The following is a 25689-nucleotide window of genomic DNA, read 5'->3' on the forward strand; positions in this document are numbered from 1 at the left end:
CCATCGTCCGCTGAGCGCCGAGGGGCGTCCGATCCGCACCACGGTGCGGCGGACGCCCTTTTGTGTGTGAGAATCGCATCTCACGGCACGGGGACGCAGGGGGACGCATTTGTTCAACAACGGGGTTGACACGATGCGGCGCGCGCGCCGACGCTCACGGTTGATCGCCTGCATGGCCGTCTGGGCCGTCGCGCTCGGGGTCGGGCTCGTCGGCACGGGCACCGTCGGCGGCTCGGCCGATCCCGCGCAGGCGGCGTCCGGCGCGGACTTCGACCCCGGCATGATCATCAGCGACGCCAAATTCTACGACGGCGACGCGATGTCGCAGGGGGACATCCAATCCTTCCTGCAGGCGCGCGTCCCGAGCTGCGCCTCCGGCTACGTGTGCCTCAAGGGCTACGTGCAGAGCACGCCCGCGCGGGCGGCCGACAGCCGCTGCTCGGACCTGCAGGCGTCGCGCCTCAGCGGTGCCGACATCGTCTACTGGGTCGGCCGCGCGTGCGGCGTCAGCCAGGCCGCCCTGCTCGTGCTCCTGGAGAAGGAGCAGGGGCTCGTCACCGACAGCACGCCCACCGACCGCCAGTTCCGCAGCGCCACGGGCTACGGCTGCCCGGACACCGCTGCGTGCGACTCCCTCTACTACGGCTTCTTCAACCAGGTCTACAACGCGGCGCACCAGTTCAAGGTGTACCAGTCCACGCCGACGCGCTGGAACTACCAGGCCGGGCGCAGCAACCGCATCCTCTGGCACCCGAACGCCGACTGCGGATCCTCGCAGGTCACCATCCGGAACCAGGCCACCGCCGGCCTCTACATCTACACGCCGTACCAGCCCAACCCGGCCGCGCTCCAGAACCTCTACGGCACGGGCGACTCGTGCTCCTCGTACGGCAACCGCAACTTCTGGCGCCTCTACACCGACTGGTTCGGCAGCACGAGCGACGGACCCGTGTCCGCCTTCGTGAAGGTCGCGACCGACGACAGCGTCTACCTGGTCAGCGGCGGGCAGAAGCACCCGGTCACCGACTTCGCCGTCTACCAGACGCTCTCCGCGCTCGGCGGGATCAGCACGGTCGGCCGCTCCTACCTCGACGCTCTGGCCACGGGCGTCCCCGCGTCCGAGCTCGTGCGCGACCCGTCCGACGGCACGATCAGCCTCGTGCAGGGCGACAGGCAGCACGCGTTCTCCTCCTGCGACCTGGTCGCGTCGTACGGCTATAGCTGCTCGGCCGCCGTGCCCCTGGATCCGGGGCAGCTCCGCGCAGTGCCGCAGGCCGGCGCCATGAGCGCGTTCTTCACGCTGCCCGGCGACGGCACGGCGTACCTCCTCGACAGCGGCGTCAAGTACCCGGTGTCCAGCTGGTCGGCGCTCGTCGCGCTCAACGGCGGCGCGTCCGCCTTCGTCGCGCAGATGCGGTCCCAGGTCGGCGACCGGTACTCCACGGGCCACGTGGCGCTGGAGCCCGGGACGCTCGTGAAGTCGGCGAGCAGCGCCGACGTCTACGTCGTCGACGGGCTGAACCGGAAGGTCGGCGTGCCCGACTTCGCCGTCACCCGGGAGCTCGGCCTCGGCCAGGCGTACAGCACCGTGACCCAGGGCACCCTCGACGGGTACGCCCGGTCCGCGGCGAACCTGTCGCTGCTGGTGCGCTGCGGCGGCACCTCGTACCTCGCCACCCAGGGCGGCATCGTCGCCCTGGCGAACCCCGGGTCGACGGGCCTCCCCGTGACGGACCTCCTGCCCACCACGTGCCGCGCCCTCGACGCGACAGGGGGCACGGTGACCGGTCCGGTGCTCGTGAAGAGCGCGACCGACCCCAGCGTGTACGTGCTCCAGGGTGGCCAGGCCCGGCCGGTCTCGAGCTGGGCCAGGCTCGTCGCCCTCGCGGGCACGTCGTCGCCGACCATCACCACGATGGGCGCCGCGGCACTCGCCCGGATCCCGGTCGGCGCGGCCTACTGATCCGCGCCCGGCCTCTCCGGCCCGCGGCGCGCCCCGGCGACGCAGCGGAGGGCGGGAGCGGCCGGGAGCGCAGGGTCCACCGGATACAGTGGGGCCGCACCGGACGACCACGGCGCGGCCCGCCGGCCGGCGCCTCGAGCGCCCGGCGCGGCGAGGAGAGCCCATGGACCAGCACGCGCCCGACGTCGACGATCCCCGTCAGCCGACCCCGCTCCCGGGGATCCTGCTCCGGCTGATCAAGGACGAGCGCGTCGCGTTCCTGCTGGTCGGCGGCTTCAACACGGTGCTCGGCACGGCGTGGTTCGCGCTGCTCTACCTGCTGTGGGGCCACGCGATCCCGTACCCCGTCGTGCTCGTCATCGCCTGGGCGGTGCAGCTGCCGATCGCGTTCACGTTGCACCGCAAGCTCGTGTTCAAGGTGAGCGGCAACCTCCTGCCCGACTTCTCGCGCTACACGCTCGTGAACCTGGTGCCGCTGCTCGCCAACATGCTGCTGCTGCCGCTCGTGGTCGAGACCACGCCCCTGGAGCCGATCGTCGCGCAGATCCTCGTGACCATCGTGATCACCGTGGCGACCTACACGGGCCACAAGTTCTTCTCGTTCCGCCGGCCGCGCGACGAGGCGGTCCGCTGATCCGGATTCCCGGCCGCGGCCCGTCCGTCATCCGGGCCGGTGCTGCTCCGGGAGCCCGTGCCGCCAGCTGCGGCCCTGCGCGGCCTTGACGGCGCAGATCACGAGCAGCACCCAGCCCCACTCGACGATCGTGACGCTCTCCGCGAGCGACGCGACCACGAGGACGACGAGGACGAGGGCCGTCCAGACGTAGCCGACGCCGCGCTTGGTGGTCGCCAGCACCCAGGAGCGCCCGAGCGCCAGGGCGCAGAAGGCGGCGAACAGCACGAGCCCGACCAGCCCCGCCTGCAGGTAGAGGTCGAGGTAGGCGTTGCGGCCGGTCTCCTGCGCACCCCGGCTGACCAGGTCGAGCGCCGTGTACGGGTACGCGTCGCGGCGCCAGAACCCGACGAAGCCCCAGCCCTCGATGGTGTTGAGGTCGATGAGGCGCAGCATCTCCCGCCAGAGCGCCACGCGCTGCAGGTAGTCGGGCCGCGCCTGCAGCACCTGCAGCACGGGGGACCGGAACGCCACGACCAGCACCGCCGCCACCGCCGCGAGCACGAGGACCGCGCTGTTCGCGAGCGGACGCGCCTGCCGTGCGAGGTGGCGGAGGCCGAGCAGCGCGAGGGCGGCGACGGCGAGCACGAGGAACGTGCCGAGGATCACCGACGACCGCGTGAGCGATGCCACGAGGAGCGCGACGACCAGGGAGAAGACGCCGCGGCCGCGCGAGACGGACCGGGTCATGAGCTCGACCGCGAACGTCACCGCGGCGACGAGGGCCACGATCCCGAGGGCGTTGCGCTCGCCGAGGAGCCCCTGGATCGGGCCGAGGCGCTCGAGGGCGCCGCGGATGCCGAGGAACGGGATGGGGCCGTCGATGAGGAGCCCCGCGAGCACCTCGAGGGCCAGGGACGACACGAGCACCAGCCGCAGCACGTCCCCGGCCGCGCGCACGATCTGGATCAGGTCGCGGACGACGCCCACGTACACCGCGAGGAACGCGGACGCCGCGAGGTGGAGCACGCCGCCGACCGCGTCCGGCTGGTACGCCGCCCAGAGGAGCGTCGCGGCGCACCAGCCCACCAGGACGAGCAGGGAGATCGGGAGGAGGCCCCGCCACTCCCAGTCGCCCCGCTTCGCCGCGAGGGATCCCGCGGCCATGGCCACCAGGGCCGTGACGATCGCGACGAGCCCGGCCCAGCCCACGGTGGACCGGAGCGCGTGGGACAGGACGGCCGTGCCGAGGATGCAGTGGGTGAGCGCGGCCGAGAAGCGCGCCGACCCGAGGAGGTCGGGCAGGCGCTCCGGAAGCGGGATCCGGGCGGGACGGGTCATGCGTCGGCCTTCACGGGCGATCGGCGGGGCACCGGGCGGCCGCGCGGATCAGACGACGCGGGGGTCGGGGGCGCCGGACGCCGCCGACGCCGACGGGACGGCCGCGGGGGTCGGGGCGTCGACCGGGGGAGGCGACACGACCGCGGCGGCCCGCGGTGCCTCGGCCCGCACCGGACGGCGACGCGCCTCGTCGGGACCCGGGACGTCCTCGCGCGCGACCATGCTGGACCTCGTGGCGATCGCGATGACGACGAGCAGCAGCCAGTTGCCCTCGTACAGCAGGCGGCTCTCCGCGAGGCTCTGCACGACCAGCGCGGTCATGAGCAGCAGCGGCGCGAGCGCGAGGGTGGAGTACGGCTCGACGCGGTCCCTGCGGTGCTGCGGTCGGTCGATGGCGGCCCACCAGGAGCGCACGTAGGTGGTCACGATGACGCAGGCGAAGGCGAGCAGCCCGATGGCCCCCACCTGCAGGAGGACGTCGAGGTACGCGTCGTGGGCCTGCAGGTACGTGACGCCGCTGCGGACGGCGAGCCCCTGGAACGGGTGCACCCAGGGCGCCCAGTAGCCGATCCAGCCCCAGCCGACGACGGGGTGCTGCTGCGCGAGGCCGAGCACGGACTCCCAGATCTGGAACCGGCCCGTCAGGTCGGGGGAGCGGCCGAGGAGCTCGAACACCTCGGCGGTGCGCGTGGCGACGACGCCCGCGCCGACCACGGCCGCCACGGCGACGCCGCCCGCCAGCACGAGCCGCCCGCGGATGCCGACGCGTCGGGCGACGAGCGCGAGCGCGGCGACGACGCCGGTCATGAGGAGCGCGACGAGGACCGTTGAGCTGCCGGTGAGGGTCAGGGTGAGGAGGGCGACGAGGATCCAGAGCCCCGCGTCACGGCGGCGGACGGTGCGCGCGGCGTACTGCAGCGAGAAGACGATGAGGCCGAGCAGCGCCACCATGGCGAGCAGGTTCGCGTTGCCGACGACGCCCTGGATCCGTCCGCCGCTGAGGAGCTCGCCGCGGGTCCACGCGAAGGCGGCCGGAGCGCGGGGCCCGTAGTCGGTGAAGAACGGCATGACCGGCCCGCGCACCACGACCGCGACGAACAGCTCGAAGGCGAGCGACAGCCCGAGGATGATCCGGAAGGCCCGGCCGAGCGCCTGCACGATCTCCGACCACGACAGCAGCACGACCAACGTCAGCGCCGCGATGGACGTCGACAGCTGGATGAGGACGCCGAGCGCCGACTCCGGCCGGTACTGCGACCACGCGATGGAGAGCACGGCGATCCCCGTGAACGCGAGCAGCGGGATCGGCAGCACGCGCACGCGCGGCAGGGGCCGCGAGCGGACGAGCAGGGTGACGCAGGTGACCAGCACGGCGAGCGCGATGGCGCCGAAGCCCCACCAGCTGAGGCTGTCGCGCCACATGTCACCGGCGAACGTGGTGACGAGGACGAAGGTCGCGAAGCTCCGGAGGGCTCGGCGGCTGGCGGTGGGCATGCCCATCAGGGTATCCGGCCTCGAGGCCGCGTCCCGCCGCCCGGGCGGAGCGGGGGCGGCGGCGGCGCGATCGCCTGCGCGCCGCGCGCCCGCGCTGTCCATCAGACGAACGCCGCGTGCCCCGTGATCGCGCGGCCGACGATCAGCGTGTTCATCTCCCGGGTGCCCTCGTAGGAGTAGATGGCCTCGGCGTCGGCGAAGAAGCGCGCCACGTCGTAGTCGAGCACGATGCCGTTGCCGCCGAACGCCTCGCGGCACCAGGCGACGGTCTCGCGCATCCGGCTCGTGGCGTACGCCTTGGCCAGGGCCGAGTGCTCGTCGGACTGCGTGCCCTCGTCGACCATCTCGGACGCGCGCGTGGCCAGCCCGATGGACGCCGTGATGTTGCCGAGGCTGCGGACGAGGAGGTCCTGGATGAGCTGGTGGGCACCGAGCGGCTTGCCGAACTGCTGGCGCTCGCCCGTGTAGGCGACGGCGGCCTCGTACGCGCCGACGGAGATGCCGATGGCGGCCCACGCCACCTCGGCGCGCGTGAGGCGCAGCACCGCGGCGGTGTCCGCGAACGACGTGCCGTTCTGGAGGCGTTTCGCGTCCGGCACGATGACGCCGTCGAGCTCGATGTCCGCGTTCTGCACGATGCGCAGGGCCTGCTTGTCCTCGATCCGCGTCGCGCGGAAGCCGGGGGAGTCGTTCGGGACGAGGAAGCCCTTCACCTGGCCGTCGTCGGCGTCCTTGGCCCAGATGACGGTGACGTCGCTCACCGTGCCGTTGCCGATCCAGCGCTTGGATCCCGTGATGCTCCACTCGTCGCCGCGACGCGTGGCCACGGTGCGCAGGCCCCGGGCGGAGTCGGATCCGCTCAGCGGCTCGGTGAGCCCGAACGAGCCGAGGATCTCCCCCGACGCGAAGCGCGGCAGCCACTCGGCGCGCTGCTCGGGGGATCCGGCGACGGCGACGCTGCCCATCACGAGCCCGCTCTGCATGCCGACGAGGGTCGCGATGCTCGCGTCGATGCGGCCGAGCTCCAGCGCCGCCCAGCCGCGGTGCACGGCCGAGTTTTCGAAGGGGCGCGTCTCGGGGTAGGGCATGCCGAAGATCCCGCGCTCGGCGAGGCCGGCGACCACGTGGCGGGGGAACTCGGCGCGGGCCCAGAGCCCGTTGACGTGGGGCCGGACCTCGGCCTCGAGGTAGGCGCGGAGGTCGGCGAGGGACTCCTTCTCCCGGTCGCCGAGGCGGGACTCGTAGCCGTAGAAGTCGCCGATGAGGGGGGTGAGGGACACGATGCTCCGTTGCGGTTCGTCGGCGTCCTCGGGGACGGGCGCCTGCGGCCGAGCCTAGGTCGGAGTCCCGGCGGCGCCCGCATCGGTTGGTACTTTGGTCGCGTCCGCACCGGACGCGCCCGCTGGGGCGTTGTAGGTAGCCGCCAAGCCCGACAGGATCCCGACGTGTTCACTGCCATCGCCAACACCCCTCGCGACTACGCCTGGGGATCGACGACCGCCATCGCCGGGCTCCTCGGCCGCGAGCCGTCCGGCGGCCCGGAGGCGGAGCTGTGGCTCGGGGCGCACGACGGCTCGCCCACGCGCGTGGTCGACCCGTCGACGGTCGGCGGCGCCCGGACGCTGGCCGAGTGGATCCGCGCGGACCCCGCGACCACCCTCGGCCCGCTCGCCTCCGGCCTCCGTCCGGGCGACGGCCCCGGCCTCCCGTTCCTCCTCAAGGTGCTCGCCGCCGACGGCCCGCTCTCGCTGCAGGCCCACCCGGACCTGCACCGCGCGCGCCGCGGCTTCCGCGACGAGGAGGAGCGCGGCATCCCGATCGACGCCCCGCACCGCAACTACAAGGACCCGCTGCACAAGCCCGAGCTGATCTTCGCGCTGAGCGACGAGTTCCACGCGCTCTGCGGCTTCCGCCCGCTCGCGGAGGTGCGGGACGTCTTCACGCTGCTGCTCACCCTCGACGCGTCCGGGCCCGACTCCGACCCGGCCGTGATCCGCACCGTGCTGTCGCGCCTTACCGGCTCCGAGGCCGACGTGCTGCGCGACGTGTTCGCCCTCCTCATGGGCGGCGGATCCGAGGTGCGCCGCCTCATCGACCGTGTCACGCTGCTCGCGAGCCTCGCCTCCGACCGGCAGTGCCGCGAGTTCTCGACGGAGATGCGCACCGTGCGCGAGCTCGCCGCGGCGTACCCGGGGGATCCCGGCATCGTCACGTCGCTCCTCCTCAACCGCGTGACCCTCCGTCGCGGTGAGGCGCTCTACCTGCCCGCGGGCAACATCCACGCGTACCTGCAGGGGCTCGGGATCGAGCTGATGGCGGCGTCCGACAACGTGCTGCGCGGCGGCCTCACGCCCAAGCACGTGGACGTGCCCGAGCTCCTCGACGTGCTCGAGTTCCAGGCGCTGCCGGTCCCGTACCTCGCGCCCGAGCACGCCGCGCCGGGCGTCGACCTGTACCGGCCGGACGTGCCCGACTTCCTCCTCGCGCACCTCGTGCCGGCCACGCGCGACGCGGCCGACGGCGACGCGGGCGCGAGCGTCGTCGACGTCGACGGGCCCGCGATCGTGCTCGGCGCCGCGGGCGAGATGACGCTCCGAGGCGAAGTCTCGTCCGTCGTGATCCGCCGCGGCGACGCCGTCTTCGTCACGCCCGACGAGGGCCGCCTCGTCGTCACGGGGGAGGGCGAGGCCTTCCTCGCGACGACCCCGGCACCCGCCGCCGACGCGGACGACGCGGACGACGCGGACGGCGCCGACGCGTGACCGGCGGCCGGACGCCCGTCGCTAGGGTTGCCGCATGACATGGTTGGTCACCGGCGGCGCCGGCTACATCGGTTCGCACATCGTCTCCGCGTTCGCGCGGGCGGGCATCGACACGGTCGTCCTCGACGACCTCTCGAGCGGGCACGCGTCGTTCGTGCCGGATGGCGTGCCGTTCCACCGCGGATCCGTGCTCGACCGCGAGCTGCTCGCCCGCGTCCTCGGCTCCGGCGACATCCGCGGCGTCGTGCACGTCGCCGGCTACAAGTACGCCGGCGTCTCCGTGCAGCGCCCGCTGCACACCTACGAGCAGAACGTGACCGCCACGGCCGTCCTGCTGGAGGAGATGCAGCGCGCGGGCGTCGACAGCATCGTGTTCTCCTCCTCCGCGGCCGTCTACGGGACCCCCGACGTCGACCTGGTCGACGAGCGGACCCCGAAGGCCCCCGAGTCCCCGTACGGCGAGTCCAAGCTCATCGGCGAGTGGCTGCTGCGCGATCAGGGCATCGCGGCGGGCCTGCGCCACGCGTCGCTCCGCTACTTCAACGTCGTGGGATCCGGCGAGGAGGGCTACTTCGACACCAGCCCGCACAACCTCTTCCCGCTCGTCTTCGACGCGCTCCTCGACGGCCGCACGCCGCGGATCAACGGCGGGGACTACCCGACGCCCGACGGCACGTGCGTGCGCGACTACATCCACGTCGTCGACCTCGCCGCCTCGCACGTCGCGGCAGCCCGCCGCCTGGAGGCGCGCGAGCCGGTCGAGCCCGTGTACTGCCTCGGCAGCGGGGCGGGCGTGAGCGTCCGCGAGATCATGACGGCCATCGCCGAGGCCACGGGCATCGCCTTCGAGCCGGAGGTGCGCGATCGCCGCCCCGGCGACCCGGCCCGGATCGTGGCCTCCGGCGAGCTCGCGGCGCGGGACATCGACTGGGCCATGCGGCACTCCCTGGACGACATGGTCCGGAGCGCCTGGGACGCCCGCCAGGCCGGCGCCGCGGCGTAGCGCCGACGGCGAGCGGTGGCGCGTCGCAACCCTCGAGGGTCGGCTGAGGGTTTAGCCTCTGCGGCTTGACGCGAGCGAGTTACACCGGTGTAATTATGGCGATGAGCTGGGGTCGGCCGGGCGCCGCGGCCGCGTGGGGAGATCGTGACATGGCACTACCTGATTACCACGCCGGAGTCCCCGACGACTGGTTCGTCGACCCCGTGCGACTCGGGGTCCCAGGCGTCCGCACCGTCGACGACGGCAACCCGCTCGCCTGGCAGGCCGACTCGCTCTGCGCGCAGACCGACCCCGAGGCGTTCTTCCCTGAGAAGGGCGGCTCCACCCGCGATGCCAAGAAGATCTGCGGATCGTGCGAGGTGCGCAGCGAGTGCCTCGAGTACGCGCTCGAGAACGACGAGCGCTTCGGCATCTGGGGCGGCCTCTCCGAGCGCGAGCGCCGCAAGCTCCGCAAGCGCGCCGTCTGACCCGGCCGCTCGCCACCCGGCCCCGGGCTTCCGGCGCGCCGTCCCGCTGCGGCGGATCCCCACCGCGCACCACGTAGGGTCTCCCCTGTCATGCAGCCACGAGTAACCGCGATCCTCGTCGCCCACGAGGGCGCGCCGTTCCTCGACCGGACCCTCCAGGCGCTCGCCGCGCAGACCCGGCGGCCGGACCAGGTGGTCGCCGTCGACCTCGGCTCGCGCGACGGATCCGCCGCCCTGCTCGCGGCGTCCGACCCCGCCCGCATGGTCCAGGCCCCCGCCCGCATGACCTTCGGGCAGGCCGTCGACCAGGCCGTCCGCGTGATCCCCGCGCCCGAGGGCGACCACGAGCTGCTCTGGCTGCTCTCCGCCGACAACGCGCCCGCGCCCGACGCGCTCGAGCGCCTGCTCGCCGCCGTCGAGGCCTCGCCGAGCGTCGCGGTCGCCGGCCCGAAGGCGATGGAGTGGGACCACCCCGGCTACATCCACGAGATGGGGACCACGCTCACCACGCTCGGCGCGGCCGTGCCCGTCGTGGACGTCGAGCTCGACCAGGCGCAGTACGACGAGATGAGCGACGTCCTCGGCGTCGCCGCAGGCGGCATGCTCGTGCGCCACCGCCTCTGGGACGAACTCGGCGGCTTCGACGACGCGCTGCCCGTCATCGACGACGCGCTCGACCTCTGCGTCCGGGCCCGCCTCGCCGGCCACCGCGTCGTGGTCGTCCCCGCCGCGTGCGTCGCCTCCGCGGGCGACGCCGCCCCCGGCACGGCCTTCCTCGGCAAGCGCACGCCGCGCCGTCGCCGCCGTCGCCTGCGCCGCCAGGCCCAGCTGCACCGCCGCCTCGCCTACGCGCCGCCCGCCGCCGTCCCGTTCCACTGGCTCTCGCTGGTGCCGCTGGCGCTCCTGCGCGCGCTCCTGCAGATGCTCCGCAAGCGGCCGACCGCCGCACCCGGCGAGATCGGCGCGGCCGTGCGCGTCGCCGTGGCGCCCGGACGGATCCGCGCCAGCCGCCGCCGGCTCGCCGCGACCCGGACGGCGCCGTGGTCGAGCATCGCGTCGCTGCGGCAGCCGCTCGCGGTCGGCCGTCGACGGCGGTCGCTGGCCCGCGAGCAGTACCGCGTCGAGCACATGGGCGTCTCCGACGGCGTGGAATTCCTCGCGACGGGCGGCGGCTGGACCGTGCTCGCGGCGCTCGTCCTCTCCGCCGTGATGTGGCTGCCGCGGCTCACCGGCACCGCCCTCGTCGGCGGCCAGCTCCTGCCGCTCGGCCCGAGCGCCGGCGCGCTGTGGGCGCAGGTCGGCATCGGCGTGCGGGGATCGGGCGCGGGACCCGTCGCCCCCTCCGACCCGTTCGCCTACGTGCTGGCCGTGCTCGGCAGCGTCACGGCGTGGGAGCCGTCGCTCGCCGTCCTCGGGCTCTTCGTGGCCGCCCTGCCGCTCGCGGCCCTCGCCGCCTGGCTGTGCGCCGCGCAGCTCACCCGCAACGCCTGGCTGCGCGCGCTGGCCGCCCTCGTCTGGACCCTCGCGCCCACCCTGCTCATCGCGCTCGGCGAGGGCCGCCTGCCCGCCGTCCTCGCGCACCTGCTGCTCCCGTGGCTCGCGCTCGCGGTGCTGCGCGCGCCGCGCTCGTGGTCCGCGTCGGCCGTGGCCGGGATCCTGATGGCCGCCGTCGGCGCGTCCGCCCCCTCGCTCGTGCCCGCGGTGCTCGTGCTGTGGTTCGTCGCCGCGGTGCGCGCCGGGCGCCGCGCCGGCCGGCTCGTCACGATCCCCGTTCCGCTGGTCGCCCTCGTCGCGCCGCTCGTCGACTACCGCGTGATGCAGGGGCAGCCGCTCGCCCTGGCCGCCGACCCCGCGGTCCCCGCCGCGTTTACGCCCGCCGACGTGCCCGGCCTCGCGCTGGGCTTCCCGACCTCCGGCCTCGGCGGCTGGTCCGCGTTCGTCGACGGCCTGGGCGCGGGGCTGCCCGCCGCCGTCCCGATCATCGTCGTCGCGGTGCTGGTGGCGCCTCTCGTGCTGGGCGCGATCGCGGCGCTCTTCCTCCGCGGATCGCACCGCGCCGCCCTCGCGCTCGGCGTGACGGTGCTCGGGTTCGCGACCGCCGTGCTCGCCGCGCGCACCGTGGTGCAGTCGACCGGATCCGGCGTCGTCGCGGTCTGGCCGGGATCCGGCCTCAGCCTCCTCTGGCTCGGCCTCGCCGGGGCCCTCGTGCTGGCGTTCGCGACGCTCGGCCGCCGCTCGGTCGCCCCGGGCGTGGTGGCCGCCGTGACCCTGGTCGTGCTCGCGCTGCCGCTCGTCTCCGCCGCCGTCGCCGGATCCACGGCGGTGCGCGCCACCACGGACACCTCGCTGCCCGGCCTCGTGGTCGCGGAGGCCGCGACGGATCCCGCGGTCGGCACGCTCGTCCTCCGCGCCGCGGACGACGGCTCGCTCTCCGCCGACGTCGAGCGCGGCGCCGGCCGCACGCTCGAGCAGGTCTCCACGGTCGACTCCACCATCGGGTCGCTGACCGACACGCAGACCCGCGTCGCCGAGCTCGCGGGCAACGTCTCCTCCCGCTCCGGGCTCGACGCCACGGAGGACCTGCGGCGGCTCGGCATCAGCTACGTGCTCCTCGAGACGCCCGCGCGCGACGCGGAGGCCGCCGTGCACGACCGCGCCCGCGCGGCCCTCGACGACGACCCCGTGTTCACGGCCGTCGGGCAGACCGAGGCCGGGCTGCTCTGGCGCTTCGTGGGCAGCGACGACCTCGTCGCCCAGGTCGCCGGTCCCGGCAACCTCGACGACCCGGGGCGGGCGGGCGTGCTCGCCGCGCAGGCGCTCGTGTTCGCGCTCACCCTGCTCCTGGCGATCCCCACCGGCGGCCTCGCCGCGCGGAGCCGCCCGCTGCCGGCCTATCGCGAGCCCGTCGTCGCGCCCGACGCGCGCCCGGCGGATGCCGAGGAGCCGCGGCCCGCGCACGACGACCGCGGCACGCCCGCGTACATCGACGAGCCGACGGGGGATGCCGGGGAGGCCGCCTCGTTCGGCGACATCCGCCAGGCGGGGGAGCGCCGCGCCGGCGACGACGGGGTGGCCGACGACGTCGCTCCCGCCACCGCCGCCATCGACGATGATGACCGCGACCGCGACCGCGACCGCGCCGCCGCCGACGACGACGACCGCAGGAGGACAGATGGCCAGGCGTGACGCCGTGCGCATCGCGACGCGCGTGACCACCGGGATCGTCGGCGTCGCCGTGCTCGGGGTCGTCGTGACGGGCGCGCTCCTCCTCCCGCCGGCCTCCGGCGACGCGAGCGCCCCCTCGGTGCTCGTGACCCCCGTCGCGACCGACCAGCTGCGCGTCTGCCCCGGCGCTCTCCTCCGCCCGCCCGCGGCGGCCGCCGCGTCCTCGACCACCGCGGTCGCCGCCGGCAGCGCCGCCGTGACGAGCGGATCCGCGACGACCGGGGCGACCGGCGCCGCCCCCGGCGTCCGCACCTCGCGCCTGCAGGCCCCCGAGGTGCAGGGGGCGGCGTCGAGCGCGCCGTCCGTCCTCGCGGTCGTGGGAGCCGTCGACGACGCGCCCACCGACCTCGCGGGCGCGGCGTCCGAGATCGTGACCGAGGCCGACCTCGCGGGGCTCGCCGCCACGTCGTGCTCCGAGGCGACCGCCGACGCGTGGCTCGTGGGCGGCGCGACGACCACCGGCCGCACCACCTTCGTCGTGCTCGACAATCCGTCCGGCGTCTCCTCCACCGTCGACCTCGCCATCACGGGCGAGGACGGGGCCGTCAGCGCACCCGGTGCGAGCGGGATCTCCGTCCCGGCCGGCGGCCGCCGCGTGCTCAGCCTCGCGGGGCTCGCCCCCGACCTCTCCTCCCCGGCCGTGCACGTCCAGAGCCGCGGCGGCCAGGTCGTCGCCCGGCTCGAGCAGAGCACGGTCCGCGGGCTCCTCGCGGGCGGCGTCGACTGGATCGGCCCGGCCGCCGCCCCGGCCACCGCGCTCACCATGACCGGCCTCCGCATCGACTCCCAGGCGGCGCTCGTCGCGCCGGTCGATGGCGCGGACGCGCCCGCCGCCGCCGAGGGCGGATCCGCGCTCGGAGCCGGCTCCGACCCCGGGACCGACCCCGACCGCGGGACGGGCGTGCGCATCGTGGTCCCCGGGTCTGACGACGCCGACGTCAGCGTGAGCGTCGCCCCCGAGGAGGGCACCGACGGCACGGGCACGACCTTCACGGTGCAGGCCGACGCGGGCCGCACGATCGACGTGCCGGTCGCCGACCTCCCCGACGGCCGCTACTCCGTGACCGTGCAGAGCTCGGTCCCGGTCACGGCGGCCGTGCGCAGCGTGTCCGGCGCGGCCGAGAGCGGCGCGACCGACTTCGCCTGGCTGCCGTCGGCCGAGGCGCTCACGCGCGACGCGCTCGTCTCCGTGCCCGCGGGTCCGGCGCCGCTCCTGCACCTGCGCAACGCCGGCGACCAGGCGGTCGCCGTCACGGCGCGGCCGACCGACGGCTCCGCGGCCGTGTCGCTCGACGTGCCCGCGGGGTCCGAGGTGTCGGCCGCCGTTGAGGCCGGGCGCACCTACCTGCTCGAGGGGGTGGCCGGCCTCACGGCCACCGTGACGCTCGCCGAGCCCGGGCGATCCGCCGCTCTGCCCGTGGTGCCGGTGCTGCCGGCCGCCGACCCCCTGCGCGTCCACCCCTGAGGCCGGGCGTCCGGTCCGCCGCGCGCGGCGCGGCGGACGCCTGACGCCCGTTCGGGATCCGCCCCTAGTGCGGGTCGTACCTGTCGGGGGCGAGCTCCCACGGGTCCTTGCCGATCAGCTCGGCGACCGCGCGGTAGACGCAGCCCTCCACGAGCGCGCGCTGGTGGTACTCGTCGTCCTCGTGCAGGTGCGCGAGGCGCTCGATGGGAAGCCGGTAGAAGATGACGCGGCGCTCGTCGGCGAGGACGCTCCAGCGGTCGATGCCGTCCCGCTCGCTGTTCTCGGCGGGCAGCGCGGCCACCTCGAACGAGACGCGGTCGAGCTCGTCGGGCCAGAGGCCGCGGAGGTACTCGGCGGCGGACGCGATGGTCTCGTCGAAGACGTCGGCGCGCGTGCGCAGCACCGGCAGCTCCGGCCCGGTGACGGGGGAGCGGAGGCCGCGGCCGTGCCGATCCCGCCAGGAGCCCCGGATGGAGACGTGACCTCCCCGGCGGCGCGATCGTGGCATGCCCCCATCGTACGGCCACGGGGTCGGCGGTAGTGTGGGGCCGACATGACGAACAGGCCCTGCTCCCGCGTCGGCTGCACCGGCGGCGCCACGACCACCCTCACCTACGTCTACGCGGACTCCATGGCCGTCCTCGGCCCCCTCAGCCACGACTCCGAGCCGCACAGCTACGACCTCTGCGACCGTCACGCGGCCCGGCTCTCGGCCCCGCAGGGCTGGCAGATCGTGCGGCACGGCGTGCTCGGTGAGGTAGGTTTCGGAGCATGACGACGACTGCCGCCGAGACGCTGACCGCCATCGTGAAGACCTACGACGTGCGAGGTCTCGTCGGGAGCCAGCTCACCGAGGAGCTGGTCACCGCCCTGGGCGCCGGCTTCGTCGACGAGCTCGGCGCCGCCGGGAGCGAGATCGTCGTGGGCCACGACATGCGCGACTCCTCGCCGTCCTTCGCCCGGGCGTTCGCCCGTGGGGCCACGGCACGCGGCGGGAACGTGCTCCTCATCGGCCTCTGCTCCACGGACGAGACCTACTTCGCCTCCGGATCCCTCGACGCCCCGGCGGTCATGTTCACCGCGAGCCACAACCCGGCCACGTACAACGGCCTCAAGTTCTCCCGCGCGGGCGCCCAGGGCATCAGCCTCGACACGGGCCTCGCCGCCATCCGCGACCGCGCCATCGGGTTCCTGTCGGACGGCGTCGCACCCGTCGAGCCCGCGGGCGAGGTGCGCGAGCGCGACGTGCTCGCCGACTACGCGGGCTACCTGCGCCGGCTGGTCGACCTCTCCGCGATCCGCCCGCTGCGCGTCGTCGTCGACGCGGGCAACGGCATGGGCGGCATGACCGTCCCCGCCGTGCTCGGCACCGCGGCGGGGCTCCCCGAGCTGCCCATCGAGATCATCCCGCTGTACTTCGAGCTCGACGGCACCTTCCCGAACCACGAGGCGAACCCGCTCGAGCCCGGCAACCTGGTCGACCTGCAGAAGGCCGTCGTCGAGCACGGCGCCGACCTCGGCCTCGCCTTCGACGGCGACGCGGACCGCTGCTTCGTGGTCGACGAGAAGGGCCAGGCGGTCACGCCCAGCGCCGTCGCCGCCATCGTCGCGCTCCGCGAGATCTCGCGCGTGAAGGCGCAGTCGCCGGATGAGGACGTCACGGTCCTGCACAACCTCATCACCTCGCGCATCGTGCCCGAGACCATCGAGGCGGCGGGGGCCACGGCCGTCCGCACGCGCGTCGGCCACTCGCTCATCAAGGACCAGATGGCCGCCACGGGCGCCGTCTTCGGCGGCGAGCACTCCGCGCACTACTACTTCCGCGACTTCTGGGGCGCCGACAACGGCATGCTCGCCGCCATGCACCTGCTCGCCGAGTTCGGCCAGACCGACGGCCTCATGTCCGACCTCTCGGCGCGCTACACGCCGTACGCGCTCTCGGGCGAGATCAACAGCACGGTCGACGACGTGCCCGCCGCCTACGAGCGCATCGTCGAGGCCTTCCGCGGCCGCGGCGAGTTCGACGAGCTCGACGGCCTCACGGTCGACGGCCCGGTCGGCGACGACGGATCCTTCTGGTGGTTCAGCGTGCGGCCCTCGAACACCGAGCCGCTGCTGCGCCTCAACGTCGAGGCGTCGACCGAGGCGGAGATGGCCGCCCTCCGCGACGAGCTCCTGGGGTTGATCCGCGGGGCCTGATCCCGCGACCCGCACCGCATCCGACGCCGCGTCCCTCCTCGAGGGCGCGGCGTCGTCGTGTGCGGGCCTCCGCGTCATACCCTCGGGGGTTTTGCTAGGTACCCCCAGGGGGTACCATGGGCGGGAACGGGAGGTGGCCGTCATGGTCGGGTACAGCGAGGGCAAGGACGACATCCTCAAGCGGCTGCGGCGCGCGGAGGGCCAGGTGCGCGGGATCGAGCGCATGGTCGAGTCCGACACCTACTGCATCGACGTGCTCACGCAGGTCTCGGCCGTCACGCGCGCCATGGAGACCGTCGCGCTGAAGCTGCTCGACGACCACCTCGCCCACTGCCTCGCGGAGGCCGCGCGCGAGGGCGGCCAGGTCGCGGACGACAAGGTGCGCGAGGCCTCCGCGGCCATCGCGCGGCTCGTCCGGTCCTGATCCGCCCGCGCCCCGCCCGCGCCCCATCGACATCGCACGACACGAAGGAGACCCCATGACCACCACGACCTTCCCCGTCACCGGCATGACCTGCGCGCACTGCGTCGCGAGCGTCACCGAGGAGGTCGGCGAGCTGCCCGGCGTCTCCTCCGTCGCCGTCGACCTCGTCGTGGGCGGCGACTCCACCGTCACCGTGGAGAGCGACGGGCCGCTCGACCCGGAGGCCGTGCGCGCCGCGGTCGACGAGGCCGGGTACGTCGCGGGGCTCTGAGGTGACCGACACCGCATCCGGATCCGCGCCCGTCGCGGGCCCCGTCGCCGCCCTGCCCGAGGAGGGCGTCGTGCTCACGCGCGTCGACCTCGACGTGCAGGGCATGACGTGCGCGTCGTGCGCGATGCGGATCGAGCGGAAGCTCGGCCGGATGCCCGGGGTCGAGGCGTCCGTCAACTACGCCACCCATCGGGCGCGCGTGCAGCTGCCCGCGGGCACGAGCGTCGAGGACGCGATCCGCACCATCGAGCGGACGGGCTACCGCGCGTCCGAGCGCGCCGGGTGGGGGAGCGGGGCGGGAGATGACGCGTCCGCGCCCGTCGCGTCCCGACCGGGGGAGCCCGCGCCCGTAGCGGTCGCGGCTCCCCGCGTCCGACCCGACGCGCCCGACGCCGGCGGTTCGTATCCCGCATCCGCGCCGTCGCCCACGCCCGGCCCGGCAGCGCCCGCCGCCCGCCGCCCCGACGCGGACGAGCTCGCGCTCCGGCAGCGGCTCCTGGTCTCCGCGGTCCTCACCGTCCCCGTCTTCCTCATGGCGATGATCCCCGCGCTCCAGTTCGACGACTGGCAGTGGCTGTCCCTCGCGCTCGCCGCGCCCGTCGCCGTCTGGGGCGCGTGGCCGTTCCACCGGTCCGCCGCCGTCAGCGCGCGCCACGGCGGCGTCGGCATGGACACGCTCGTCAGCATCGGCGTCGCGGCCGCCTTCCTCTGGTCCCTCTACGCGCTCTTCCTCGGCGACGCGGGCGAGCCCGGCATGCGCATGACCATGAGCCTCGTCGGCGAGCCCGGCGGCGGATCCGGCGACGTGTACCTCGAGGTCGCCTCGGCCGTCACGGTGTTCCTCCTCGGCGGCCGCTACCTGGAGGCCCGGGCCGCGCGCGCGTCCGGCGCCGCCCTCGCCGCGCTCCTCGACCTCGCCGCCAAGGACGTGGCCGTGGTCCGCGACGGCGTGGAGACGCGGATCCCCATCCGCGACCTGCGCGTCGGCGCGGAGTTCGTCGTGCGGCCGGGCGAGCGCATCGCCACCGACGGCGTGGTCGTCGACGGGTCCAGCGCCGTCGACCGCTCCCTGCTCACCGGCGAGTCCCTTCCCGTGGAGGTCGGCCCCGGCGACGACGTCACGGGCGCGACCCTCAGCGCCGGCGGACGCCTCGTCGTGCGCGCCACGCGCGTGGGCGAGGAGACCCGGCTCGCCCGCATGGCCGCGCTCGTGGAGGAGGCGCAGACCGGGAAGGCCCGGATCCAGCGCCTCGCCGACCGCGTCTCCGCCGTCTTCGTGCCCGTCGTGCTCGTGCTCGCCGTCGGTACGCTCGTCGGCTGGCTGCTGCTCGGCTTCCCCGCGGAGGCCGCCTTCACCGCCGCCGTGGCGACGCTCATCATCGCCTGCCCGTGCGCCCTCGGGCTCGCGACGCCGACCGCGCTCCTCGTGGGCACGGGCCGCGGCGCGCAGCTCGGGATCCTCATCACCGGCCCCGAGGTGCTCGAGTCCACCCGCCGGATCGACACCGTGCTGCTCGACAAGACCGGCACGGTCACGACGGGCGTCATGTCGCTCGTGTCCGCCGTCCCCGCGGCGGGCGTCGACTCCGACGAGCTCGTGCGCGTCGCCGCCGCCCTCGAGGCGCGGTCGGAGCACCCGGTCGCGCGCGCCGTCGTCGAGGCCGCGGGCGGCGGATCCCTCCCTCCCGTGGAGGGCTTCGTCGCCACCGCGGGCCTCGGCGTCCACGGTGTCGTCGACGGACGCGCGGTCGCGGTCGGGCGCCCCTCGTGGCTCGCGGAGCAGTGGGCCGCCGAGCCCGACGCGGCGCTCGCCCAGGCGTCGCGGGACGCCGAGGCGGATGGATCCACCGTCGTCGCGGTCGCGTGGGACGGCGCCGTCCGCGGGACCCTCGCCGTCGCCGACACCGTCAAGCCCACGAGCGCCGAGGCCGTCCGCCGCATGCGTGCGCTGGGCCTCCGTCCCGTCCTCCTCACGGGCGACGCGGCGGGCGCCGCGCACCGCGTCGCCGCGGAGGTCGGCATCGACGAGGTCATCGCGGGCGTGCTCCCCGAGGGCAAGCTCGACGCCGTGCGTCGCCTGCAGGCCGAGGGCCGCGTGGTCGCGATGGTCGGCGACGGCGTGAACGACGCCGCCGCCCTCGCGCAGGCCGACCTCGGGATCGCGATGGGCACGGGCACCGACGCGGCCATCGAGGCGGGCGACATCACGATCGTCCGCGGCGACCTCGTGCTCGTGGCCGACGCCGTGCGCCTCGCGCGGCGCACGCTCGGCACGATCCGCGGCAACCTGTTCTGGGCCTTCGCCTACAACGCGGCCGCGATCCCCGTGGCGATGCTCGGCCTCCTCAACCCGCTCGTCGCGGGCCTGGCCATGGCGCTCTCGTCGGTGTTCGTCGTCACGAACAGCCTGCGCCTGCGCTCCTTCCGCTAGCAGGCGGGCGCCCGGCCGTCATCCACGGCCGGGCGTCACGCGCCGGATGCGAGACTGGACGCATGACCATGCTCCCGGACGCCACCAGCACCGCCCTGCCCTTCCGCGTCGCCGACCTCTCCCTCGCGGAGTCCGGCCGCCACCAGATCCGCCTCGCCGAGAACGAGATGCCGGGCCTCATGGCCCTCCGCGAGGAGTTCGGCGCGTCGCAGCCGCTCGCGGGCGCGCGCATCGCCGGATCCATCCACATGACCGTGCAGACGGCCGTGCTCATCGAGACCCTCACGGCCCTCGGCGCGCAGGTGCGGTGGGCGAGCTGCAACATCTTCTCCACGCAGGACGAGGCCGCGGCGGCCGTCGCGGTCGGCGCCGGCACCCCGGACGCGCCCGCGGGCGTCCCCGTCTTCGCCTGGAAGGGCGAGACGCTCGAGGAGTACTGGTGGTGCACCGAGCAGATCTTCGACTGGTCGGGCGAGGCGCAGGCCGCCGACGCCGACTGGACGGGCCCGAACATGATCCTCGACGACGGCGGCGACGCCTCGCTCCTGGTGCACAAGGGCCGCGAATACGAGCTCGCCGGCGTCGTGCCCGAGACGCCGGAGGACGCGAGTCACGAGTACCGCGTCATCCTCGACACGCTCCGCCGCAGCCTCGCCGCGTCCTCCGACCGCTGGACCCGTCGCGCCGCCGACATCCAGGGCGTCACCGAGGAGACCACCACGGGTGTCCACCGCCTGTACGAGCTGGCGCGCGACGGCGAGCTGCTGTTCCCTGCCATCAACGTCAACGACTCGGTCACCAAGAGCAAGTTCGACAACAAGTACGGCATCCGCCACTCCCTGCCCGACGGCCTCAACCGCGCCACCGACGTGCTCATCGGCGGCAAGGTCGCGTTCGTCGTCGGCTACGGCGACGTGGGCAAGGGCGCGGCCGAGGCGCTGCGCGGCCAGGGCGCGCGCGTCATCGTCTCCGAGGTCGACCCGATCTGCGCGCTCCAGGCGGCGATGGACGGCTACCAGGTCGCGAAGCTCTCGTCCGTCATCGAGACGGTCGACATCCTCGTCACGGGCACCGGGAACGTCGACGTCGTGCGCGTGGACGACATCCAGCGCATGAAGCACCAGGCCATCATCGCCAACGTCGGCCACTTCGACAACGAGATCGACATGGCCGGCCTCGAGCGCCTCCCGGGCGTCGAGAAGGTCGAGATCAAGCCGCAGGTGCACGAGTGGCGCCTGCCCACGGGCCGCAGCGTGCTCGTGCTCTCCGAGGGGCGCCTGATGAACCTCGGCAACGCCACCGGGCACCCGTCCTTCGTGATGAGCAACTCGTTCACGAACCAGGTGCTCGCGCAGATCGAGCTGTGGGTGCGCAACGAGCAGTACCCGATCGGCGTGTACGTGCTGCCGAAGCACCTCGACGAGAAGGTCGCGCGCCTCCACCTCGACGCGCTCGGCGTGGAACTCACCGAGCTCCGTCCCGAGCAGGCCGCCTACATCGGCGTCCCGGTCGAGGGGCCGTACAAGGTGGACCACTACCGGTACTGATCCGCGACGCTCTCGCCGACGCCGCCCGCCCCTCCGCAGGGGCGGGCGGCGTCGTCGCGTGGGGCGGGCGTCCCGCTCAGCCGGCCGTGGATCCGCGGCGCGCCGGGAACCCGTGCGGCAGCCCCGCGAGGATCGGCTCGAGCGACGCCATGCGGTCGCGCTCCCGCATCAGCGCCCGGTGCTCGCGCTCGCGGCGGACGGCGCCGACGGCCGTGACGAAGGACTCGGGATCCGTCGCCGGCAGGGGCGACACGTGCACCGCGGCCTCGTCGGCGAGCCCCGCGGCGAGGCGCGCGCGGGACGCCGGCGTCATGGCCGCGCGCTGCGCGAGGAAGCGCGCGAGGCGGCGGGCGAGCGCGTCCGGCAGGCGGCCGACGTCCGCCTCGGACGCCCACGCGACGAGGTGCGGCGGCACGGGCGGCAGGGGAGCGGGGTAGGCGGGCACGCGCTCGTGCTGGGAGCGGGTGCCGGCAACGAGGTCGCCGAGGCGCTGGGCGCGGGGGCTCAGGAGGCCCACGAGCGCGGCGAGCCCGCCGAACGTGAGGTAGACCTCGAGGATCCCGACGAGCGCCCGCGCGACCGCGTGCCGGAGGCCGATGCCGCCGCCGTCCGCCCGCACGATGCGCGCGCCGACGGCCCAGCGCCCGAGCGACCGGCCGCGCGACGCGACCTCGACCACGACGGGCATGACGACGATTGCCAGCACGACGGCGGCGATGGCGCACGCGGCGCTCGACGCGTCGTCGAGGAGGCCCGCCGCGGCGAGCCGGCCGACGAGGAGCACGAGCAGGAAGCCCACGACCAGGGAGGTGATCACGTCGATCGCGGCACCGGCGGCCCGCAGCACGAAGCCCGCAGGTCGGACGTCGAGGGCGACGGCCTCGCCGACCACGAGCGCGTCGGGACCGTCCGAGCGATCCGGGTCGTGCGCGTCGGCTGCCGCCATGCATATAGTCAAGCAGATGGACCTCGACGCCTACACCGCCGCCCACCGGGACGACTGGGACCGGCTCGCCCGCCTCGCGGGCCGGCGCCGGCTTACCGGACCGGATGCCGACGAGCTCGTCGACCGGTACCAGGCGGGCGCGGCCGAGCTGTCCGCGATCCAGGCGGCGGCCGGATCCACCGCGCAGGGCGACCGGCTCTCCGTCGCGCTCTCGCGGGCGCGCATGCGCTTCACCGGGCAGAGCACGAACGTCGCGGCGCGCATCCCGGTGTTCTTCGCCGTGGACCTGCCCGCGGCCCTGTACCGGATCCGCTGGATGACGCTCTCGGTCGCGCTCGTGACGGTGGCGATCGTCGCGCTCTACGCCACGTGGATCCTCCGCGACCCGTCGACGATCGCGAGCCTCGGCAGCGACGCCGACCTGCGGAAGTACGTCGAGGACGACTTCATCGACTACTACAGCGAGAACCCGGCGGCCTCGTTCACGGGCCAGGTCTGGACGAACAACGCGTGGATCGCCGCGCAGTGCGTGGCGTTCGGCATCACGGGGCTGTGGGTGCCGTTCGTGATCCTGCAGAACGCGCAGGGCCTCGGCACGACGACCGCCGTGATGTTCTCCTACGGCGAGGGCGGTACGTTCTTCTCCTACATCCTCCCGCACGGCCTGCTGGAGCTGACGGCGATCTTCGTGGCCGCCGCCGCCGGCCTGCGCATCTCGTGGGCGTGGATCGCGCCCGGTGCCCGCACCCGCGGCCAGGCGCTCTCCGAGGACGGGCGCGCGCTCATCACCGTGGCGATGGGGCTCGTGCTCGTGCTGCTGGTCTCCGGGATCATCGAGGGCTTCGTGACCCCGCAGCCGTGGCCCGTGCCGCTCAAGATCGCGATCGGCGCGGTCGCCCTCGGCGCGTTCCTCTTCTACATGGTCGTCGTGGGCGGCCGGGCCGTGCGCGCGGGCGCGACGGGCGACCTCGACGAGTTCGAGGCGGGCGGCCGGCGGATCGTCGCAGGCTGAGCCCGCCTCGTCCGCCGCGCCGCCCGCCTCGCGGGTCGTCCGGGCAGCGGGTCAGGCCGCGGGATCCACCTCGGCCTCCAGCGGCGTCGCCACGACCGAGGTGCCCACGTGCAGGCGGAACGCGCCGGGCTCGCGCTGCCAGCCGCCGTCCCAGTGGGCGAAGGACCGCGCGCCGATCGCGACGTCGACCTCCGCGGACGCGCCGGCCTCGAGCTGCACGGCCGCGAAGCCCGCGAGCCAGCGGACCGGCCGGTCGACCGCGGATCCCGCGCGCGACAGGTAGGCCTGCACGACCTGCTTGCCGGCGCGGTCGCCCGTGTTCGTCACGGTGACGGTGGCGGTGATCCCGCCGGCACCGTCCTCGGCGACGCGCAGGTCGTCGATCGCGTGGGTCGTGTAGCCGAGGCCGTGGCCGAACGGGTACGCCGGGGTCGCGCCCGAGCGGAGCCAGGCGCGGTAGCCGACGTGGATCCCCTCGTCGTAGACCACCCTCCCGTCGACCGGCGTCACCGAGCGCACGGGCACGTCCTCCTCGGTCGCGGGCCACGTCGTGGGGAGGCGTCCGCCGGGCTCGACGTCGCCGAACAGCACGTCGGCGAGGGCGCCGCCGAACTCCTGGCCGCCGAACCACGCGAGGACGAGCGCCTGCACGTCGTCGCGCCAGGGGAGGAGCACGGGGGATCCGGAGTTGACGACCACGATCGTGCGGGGGTTCGCGGCGGCGACGCGGCGCACCAGCTCGTCCTGGCGGCCGGGGAGCGCGAGCGAGTCGCGGTCGAAGCCCTCGGACTCGACCTGCGCGTTGGTGCCGACGACGACGATCGCGACGTCCGCGCCGGTCGCCGCCTCCACGGCCTCGTCCAGCAGGCGCTCGGGCGCCGACTCGTCGGCCTCGATGCCCATCGTGATCCCGAGGATCCCGGCGAGGCCGCCGGGCGCGCTGGTCAGCTCAAACTCGACCCTGAGGTCCACCGGCTGTCCCGTGGTCGCCTGCAGCGGCGCGGAGATGGAGGGCGGGGACAGGAGGCTCGCACCGAGGTCCATGCCCGCGGGCGCGGCGCCGTCCTCGCGGAGGAGGGCGCCGTCGGCGCAGACCCGGCCGCGACCCGTGGCGCTGAAGCCGGCGAGCACCTCGCCCGTGGTGGCGGGCGTCCACCGGGTCGTGATCCCGATGACGGCCGCCGTGCCCGTGGGCGCGTCGCCGCCGAAGTACATGAGCGTCGTCGCGCGCCGGTCCTCGGTGAACATCTCGCCGCCGTCCGCGTCGAGGAAGCGCACGAGGGCGCCGGGCTCGCCCGTGCGGGGGTTCCGGATCTCCGCGAGCGGCAGCTCCTGGATCCCCTTCTGCACGACCGCGCCGCGCGCGTACCGCACGTCCACGCCGTCGCCGAGGGCGTCGCGGATCCCGTCGAGCGGCGTCACCACATGCTCGGGGATGACGGTCGCGCTGCCTCCGCCCTGCGTGCGCGCCTCGACGGCGTTGTGGCCGATGACCGCCACGGAGCGGAGCGCGGAGGCGTCGAGCGGCAGGATCCCGCCCGCGTTGCGCACCAGCACGGTGCCGGCCGCGGCGCCCGTGCGCGCGAACGCGACGCCGTCCTCGACCGCGACGGGTGCGGGCGCGACGGCGTCGAAGCCCTCCAGCGCGCCGACGCGGGCGGCGAGTCGCAGCAGGCGGATCACCTTGCGGTCGATGTCGGACTCCGGCACGCGGCCGTCGCGGACGGCGTCGAGGAGCACGTCGCCCCACGCGCCGACCGGGCCGGGCATCTCGAGGTCCTGCGAGGCGCGCGCGGCGTCCACGCTGCGGACGCCCGTCCAGTCGCTCACCACGACTCCGTCGAAGCCCCACTCGGAGTTGAGCGGCGTCTCGAGCAGGTCGTTCTCGGTCGAGGTGGTGCCGTTGATCGAGTTGTACGAGCTCATCACGAGCCACGCGCGCGACTCGACGACGGCCTTCTCGAACGCGGCGAGGTACAGCTCGCGGAGCGCGCGCTCGGACACGACGCTGTCGGCCGTGAAGCGGTCGGACTCGTACTCGTTGGCCACGTAGTGCTTGGGGGTCGCGCCGACGCCGTTCTCCTGCACGCCCGCCACGTAGGCGGCGGCGAGGTCGGCGGTGAGGAGCGGATCCTCGCTGAACGCCTCGAAGTGCCGGCCGCCGTAGGGCGAGCGGTGCAGGTTGATGGTCGGGCCGAGCACGACGTCGACGCCCTTGCGGCGCGCCTCGACCGCGGAGGCGCGGCCGTAGCGGGCGGCGATCCCGGTGTCCCAGCTGGAGGAGAGCGCGGACGCCGACGGCAGGTTGAGCGACGGGGACCGCTCGTCCCAGACCTCGCCGCGCACGCCGCTGGGGCCGTCGGAGACGAGCATGCGGCGGAGGCCGATGCCCTCGACGGGCCATGTGGTCCAGAAGTCGCGGCCCGTGATCAGCTGCACCTTCTGCTCGAGCGTGAGGCGGGAGGCGAGCTCCTCGAGCGCGGTCACGTCGGGGTCGAGCGGGGTGGGGGTGTCGTGCGGGTCCAT

At 74.6% G+C, this 25689-nt stretch carries 20 protein-coding genes; 14 read left to right on the forward strand and 6 right to left on the reverse strand.

Features of this window, described 5'->3' with window-relative positions; all coding sequences use genetic code 11:
• Positions 1-172: 172 nt before the first annotated feature.
• Both CMN_RS04810 and CMN_RS04815 read left to right on the forward strand, forming a co-directional pair.
• Positions 173-1963, forward strand: a complete 1791-nt coding sequence (locus tag CMN_RS04810; protein WP_015489724.1) for a hypothetical protein — start codon at positions 173-175, stop codon at positions 1961-1963.
• Between the two features lie 163 nt (positions 1964-2126).
• Entirely contained in the window at positions 2127-2597 is a 471-nt protein-coding gene (locus CMN_RS04815) for a GtrA family protein (protein WP_015489725.1), read from the forward strand.
• Positions 2598-2624: 27 nt separating this feature from the next.
• Here CMN_RS04815 and CMN_RS04820 read toward each other — a convergent pair whose 3' ends face one another.
• The 3 genes from CMN_RS04820 to CMN_RS04830 form a co-directional block, all read right to left on the reverse strand.
• A complete protein-coding gene (locus tag CMN_RS04820; protein WP_015489726.1) occupies positions 2625-3917 on the reverse strand; it encodes an O-antigen ligase family protein in 1293 nt (430 codons plus the stop codon).
• 48 nt (positions 3918-3965) lie between these two features.
• The gene (locus CMN_RS04825; RefSeq protein WP_227077750.1) at positions 3966-5411 is read right to left on the reverse strand and encodes an O-antigen ligase family protein; all 1446 of its coding nucleotides are present in this window, start codon (positions 5409-5411) and stop codon (positions 3966-3968) included.
• A 101-nt stretch (positions 5412-5512) separates the two neighbouring features.
• Positions 5513-6691, reverse strand: a complete 1179-nt coding sequence (locus tag CMN_RS04830; protein WP_015489728.1) for an acyl-CoA dehydrogenase family protein — start codon at positions 6689-6691, stop codon at positions 5513-5515.
• 165 nt (positions 6692-6856) lie between these two features.
• On the opposite strand from CMN_RS04830, the gene manA reads away from it, so the two are divergent.
• The 5 genes from manA (at position 6857) to CMN_RS04855 (ending at position 14333) form a co-directional block, all read left to right on the forward strand.
• Complete coding sequence (gene manA, locus CMN_RS04835) at positions 6857-8173, forward strand: mannose-6-phosphate isomerase, class I (RefSeq protein ID WP_015489729.1); 1317 nt, start codon at positions 6857-6859, stop codon at positions 8171-8173.
• Between the two features lie 34 nt (positions 8174-8207).
• Entirely contained in the window at positions 8208-9176 is a 969-nt protein-coding gene (gene galE / locus CMN_RS04840) for a UDP-glucose 4-epimerase GalE (protein ID WP_015489730.1), read from the forward strand.
• 149 nt (positions 9177-9325) lie between these two features.
• Positions 9326-9643: a WhiB family transcriptional regulator gene (locus CMN_RS04845; RefSeq protein WP_015489731.1), complete on the forward strand. Its 318-nt coding sequence runs from the start codon at positions 9326-9328 to the stop codon at positions 9641-9643.
• A gap of 90 nt (positions 9644-9733) precedes the next feature.
• A complete protein-coding gene (locus CMN_RS04850; protein WP_015489732.1) occupies positions 9734-12829 on the forward strand; it encodes a glycosyltransferase family 2 protein in 3096 nt (1031 codons plus the stop codon).
• The gene (locus CMN_RS04855) at positions 12816-14333 is read left to right on the forward strand and encodes a DUF5719 family protein (protein WP_015489733.1); all 1518 of its coding nucleotides are present in this window, start codon (positions 12816-12818) and stop codon (positions 14331-14333) included. The genes CMN_RS04850 and CMN_RS04855 overlap by 14 nt, the downstream gene beginning before the upstream one ends.
• Before the next feature lie 64 nt (positions 14334-14397).
• On the opposite strand, the gene CMN_RS04860 is transcribed toward CMN_RS04855, so the two are convergent.
• Entirely contained in the window at positions 14398-14841 is a 444-nt protein-coding gene (locus CMN_RS04860; RefSeq protein ID WP_015489734.1) for a metallopeptidase family protein, read from the reverse strand.
• A gap of 45 nt (positions 14842-14886) precedes the next feature.
• Between CMN_RS04860 and CMN_RS04865 the strand changes: the two genes are divergently transcribed.
• The 6 genes from CMN_RS04865 (at position 14887) to ahcY (ending at position 21205) form a co-directional block, all read left to right on the forward strand.
• Positions 14887-15108 (forward strand): DUF3499 family protein, encoded by a 222-nt coding sequence (locus CMN_RS04865; protein ID WP_015489735.1) that lies wholly within the window; start codon positions 14887-14889, stop codon positions 15106-15108.
• Complete coding sequence (locus tag CMN_RS04870) at positions 15105-16532, forward strand: phosphomannomutase/phosphoglucomutase (RefSeq protein WP_015489736.1); 1428 nt, start codon at positions 15105-15107, stop codon at positions 16530-16532. The genes CMN_RS04865 and CMN_RS04870 overlap by 4 nt, the downstream gene beginning before the upstream one ends.
• Positions 16533-16674: 142 nt before the next feature.
• Entirely contained in the window at positions 16675-16956 is a 282-nt protein-coding gene (locus CMN_RS04875; protein ID WP_015489737.1) for a metal-sensitive transcriptional regulator, read from the forward strand.
• Positions 16957-17011: 55 nt separating this feature from the next.
• Positions 17012-17227 carry a heavy-metal-associated domain-containing protein gene (locus CMN_RS04880; RefSeq protein ID WP_015489738.1) on the forward strand — a complete coding sequence of 72 codons (216 nt, stop codon included), beginning with the start codon at positions 17012-17014 and terminating at the stop codon, positions 17225-17227.
• 1 nt (position 17228) lies between these two features.
• Complete coding sequence (locus CMN_RS04885) at positions 17229-19658, forward strand: heavy metal translocating P-type ATPase (protein ID WP_015489739.1); 2430 nt, start codon at positions 17229-17231, stop codon at positions 19656-19658.
• Positions 19659-19720: 62 nt separating this feature from the next.
• Positions 19721-21205, forward strand: coding sequence for an adenosylhomocysteinase (ahcY, locus tag CMN_RS04890; RefSeq protein ID WP_015489740.1), 1485 nt, complete (start codon positions 19721-19723; stop codon positions 21203-21205).
• Positions 21206-21281: 76 nt separating this feature from the next.
• On the opposite strand, the gene CMN_RS04895 is transcribed toward ahcY, so the two are convergent.
• Positions 21282-22151 (reverse strand): RDD family protein, encoded by an 870-nt coding sequence (locus CMN_RS04895; protein WP_041465244.1) that lies wholly within the window; start codon positions 22149-22151, stop codon positions 21282-21284.
• A 16-nt stretch (positions 22152-22167) separates the two neighbouring features.
• Between CMN_RS04895 and CMN_RS04900 the strand changes: the two genes are divergently transcribed.
• Positions 22168-23163: a stage II sporulation protein M gene (locus CMN_RS04900; RefSeq protein WP_015489742.1), complete on the forward strand. Its 996-nt coding sequence runs from the start codon at positions 22168-22170 to the stop codon at positions 23161-23163.
• A gap of 51 nt (positions 23164-23214) precedes the next feature.
• Here CMN_RS04900 and CMN_RS04905 read toward each other — a convergent pair whose 3' ends face one another.
• Positions 23215-25689 (reverse strand): beta-glucosidase family protein, encoded by a 2475-nt coding sequence (locus tag CMN_RS04905; protein ID WP_015489743.1) that lies wholly within the window; start codon positions 25687-25689, stop codon positions 23215-23217.

It is taken from the genome of Clavibacter nebraskensis NCPPB 2581 (assembly GCF_000355695.1).
Lineage (GTDB): Bacteria > Actinomycetota > Actinomycetes > Actinomycetales > Microbacteriaceae > Clavibacter > Clavibacter nebraskensis.

Coding starts and splice junctions, on each gene's coding strand:
- CMN_RS04880 (WP_015489738.1), top strand. CDS start 17,012: ATGACCACCACGACCTTCCCCGTCACCGGCATGACCTGCGCGCACTGC.
- CMN_RS04875 (WP_015489737.1), top strand. CDS start 16,675: ATGGTCGGGTACAGCGAGGGCAAGGACGACATCCTCAAGCGGCTGCGG.
- CMN_RS04895 (WP_041465244.1), bottom strand. CDS start 22,151: ATGGCGGCAGCCGACGCGCACGACCCGGATCGCTCGGACGGTCCCGAC.
- CMN_RS04905 (WP_015489743.1), bottom strand. CDS start 25,689: ATGGACCCGCACGACACCCCCACCCCGCTCGACCCCGACGTGACCGCG.
- CMN_RS04855 (WP_015489733.1), top strand. CDS start 12,816: ATGGCCAGGCGTGACGCCGTGCGCATCGCGACGCGCGTGACCACCGGG.
- CMN_RS04820 (WP_015489726.1), bottom strand. CDS start 3,917: ATGACCCGTCCCGCCCGGATCCCGCTTCCGGAGCGCCTGCCCGACCTC.
- CMN_RS04815 (WP_015489725.1), top strand. CDS start 2,127: ATGGACCAGCACGCGCCCGACGTCGACGATCCCCGTCAGCCGACCCCG.
- CMN_RS04900 (WP_015489742.1), top strand. CDS start 22,168: ATGGACCTCGACGCCTACACCGCCGCCCACCGGGACGACTGGGACCGG.
- CMN_RS04870 (WP_015489736.1), top strand. CDS start 15,105: ATGACGACGACTGCCGCCGAGACGCTGACCGCCATCGTGAAGACCTAC.
- CMN_RS04850 (WP_015489732.1), top strand. CDS start 9,734: ATGCAGCCACGAGTAACCGCGATCCTCGTCGCCCACGAGGGCGCGCCG.
- galE (WP_015489730.1), top strand. CDS start 8,208: ATGACATGGTTGGTCACCGGCGGCGCCGGCTACATCGGTTCGCACATC.
- CMN_RS04845 (WP_015489731.1), top strand. CDS start 9,326: ATGGCACTACCTGATTACCACGCCGGAGTCCCCGACGACTGGTTCGTC.
- CMN_RS04860 (WP_015489734.1), bottom strand. CDS start 14,841: ATGCCACGATCGCGCCGCCGGGGAGGTCACGTCTCCATCCGGGGCTCC.
- CMN_RS04810 (WP_015489724.1), top strand. CDS start 173: ATGGCCGTCTGGGCCGTCGCGCTCGGGGTCGGGCTCGTCGGCACGGGC.
- CMN_RS04865 (WP_015489735.1), top strand. CDS start 14,887: ATGACGAACAGGCCCTGCTCCCGCGTCGGCTGCACCGGCGGCGCCACG.
- ahcY (WP_015489740.1), top strand. CDS start 19,721: ATGACCATGCTCCCGGACGCCACCAGCACCGCCCTGCCCTTCCGCGTC.
- CMN_RS04825 (WP_227077750.1), bottom strand. CDS start 5,411: ATGCCCACCGCCAGCCGCCGAGCCCTCCGGAGCTTCGCGACCTTCGTC.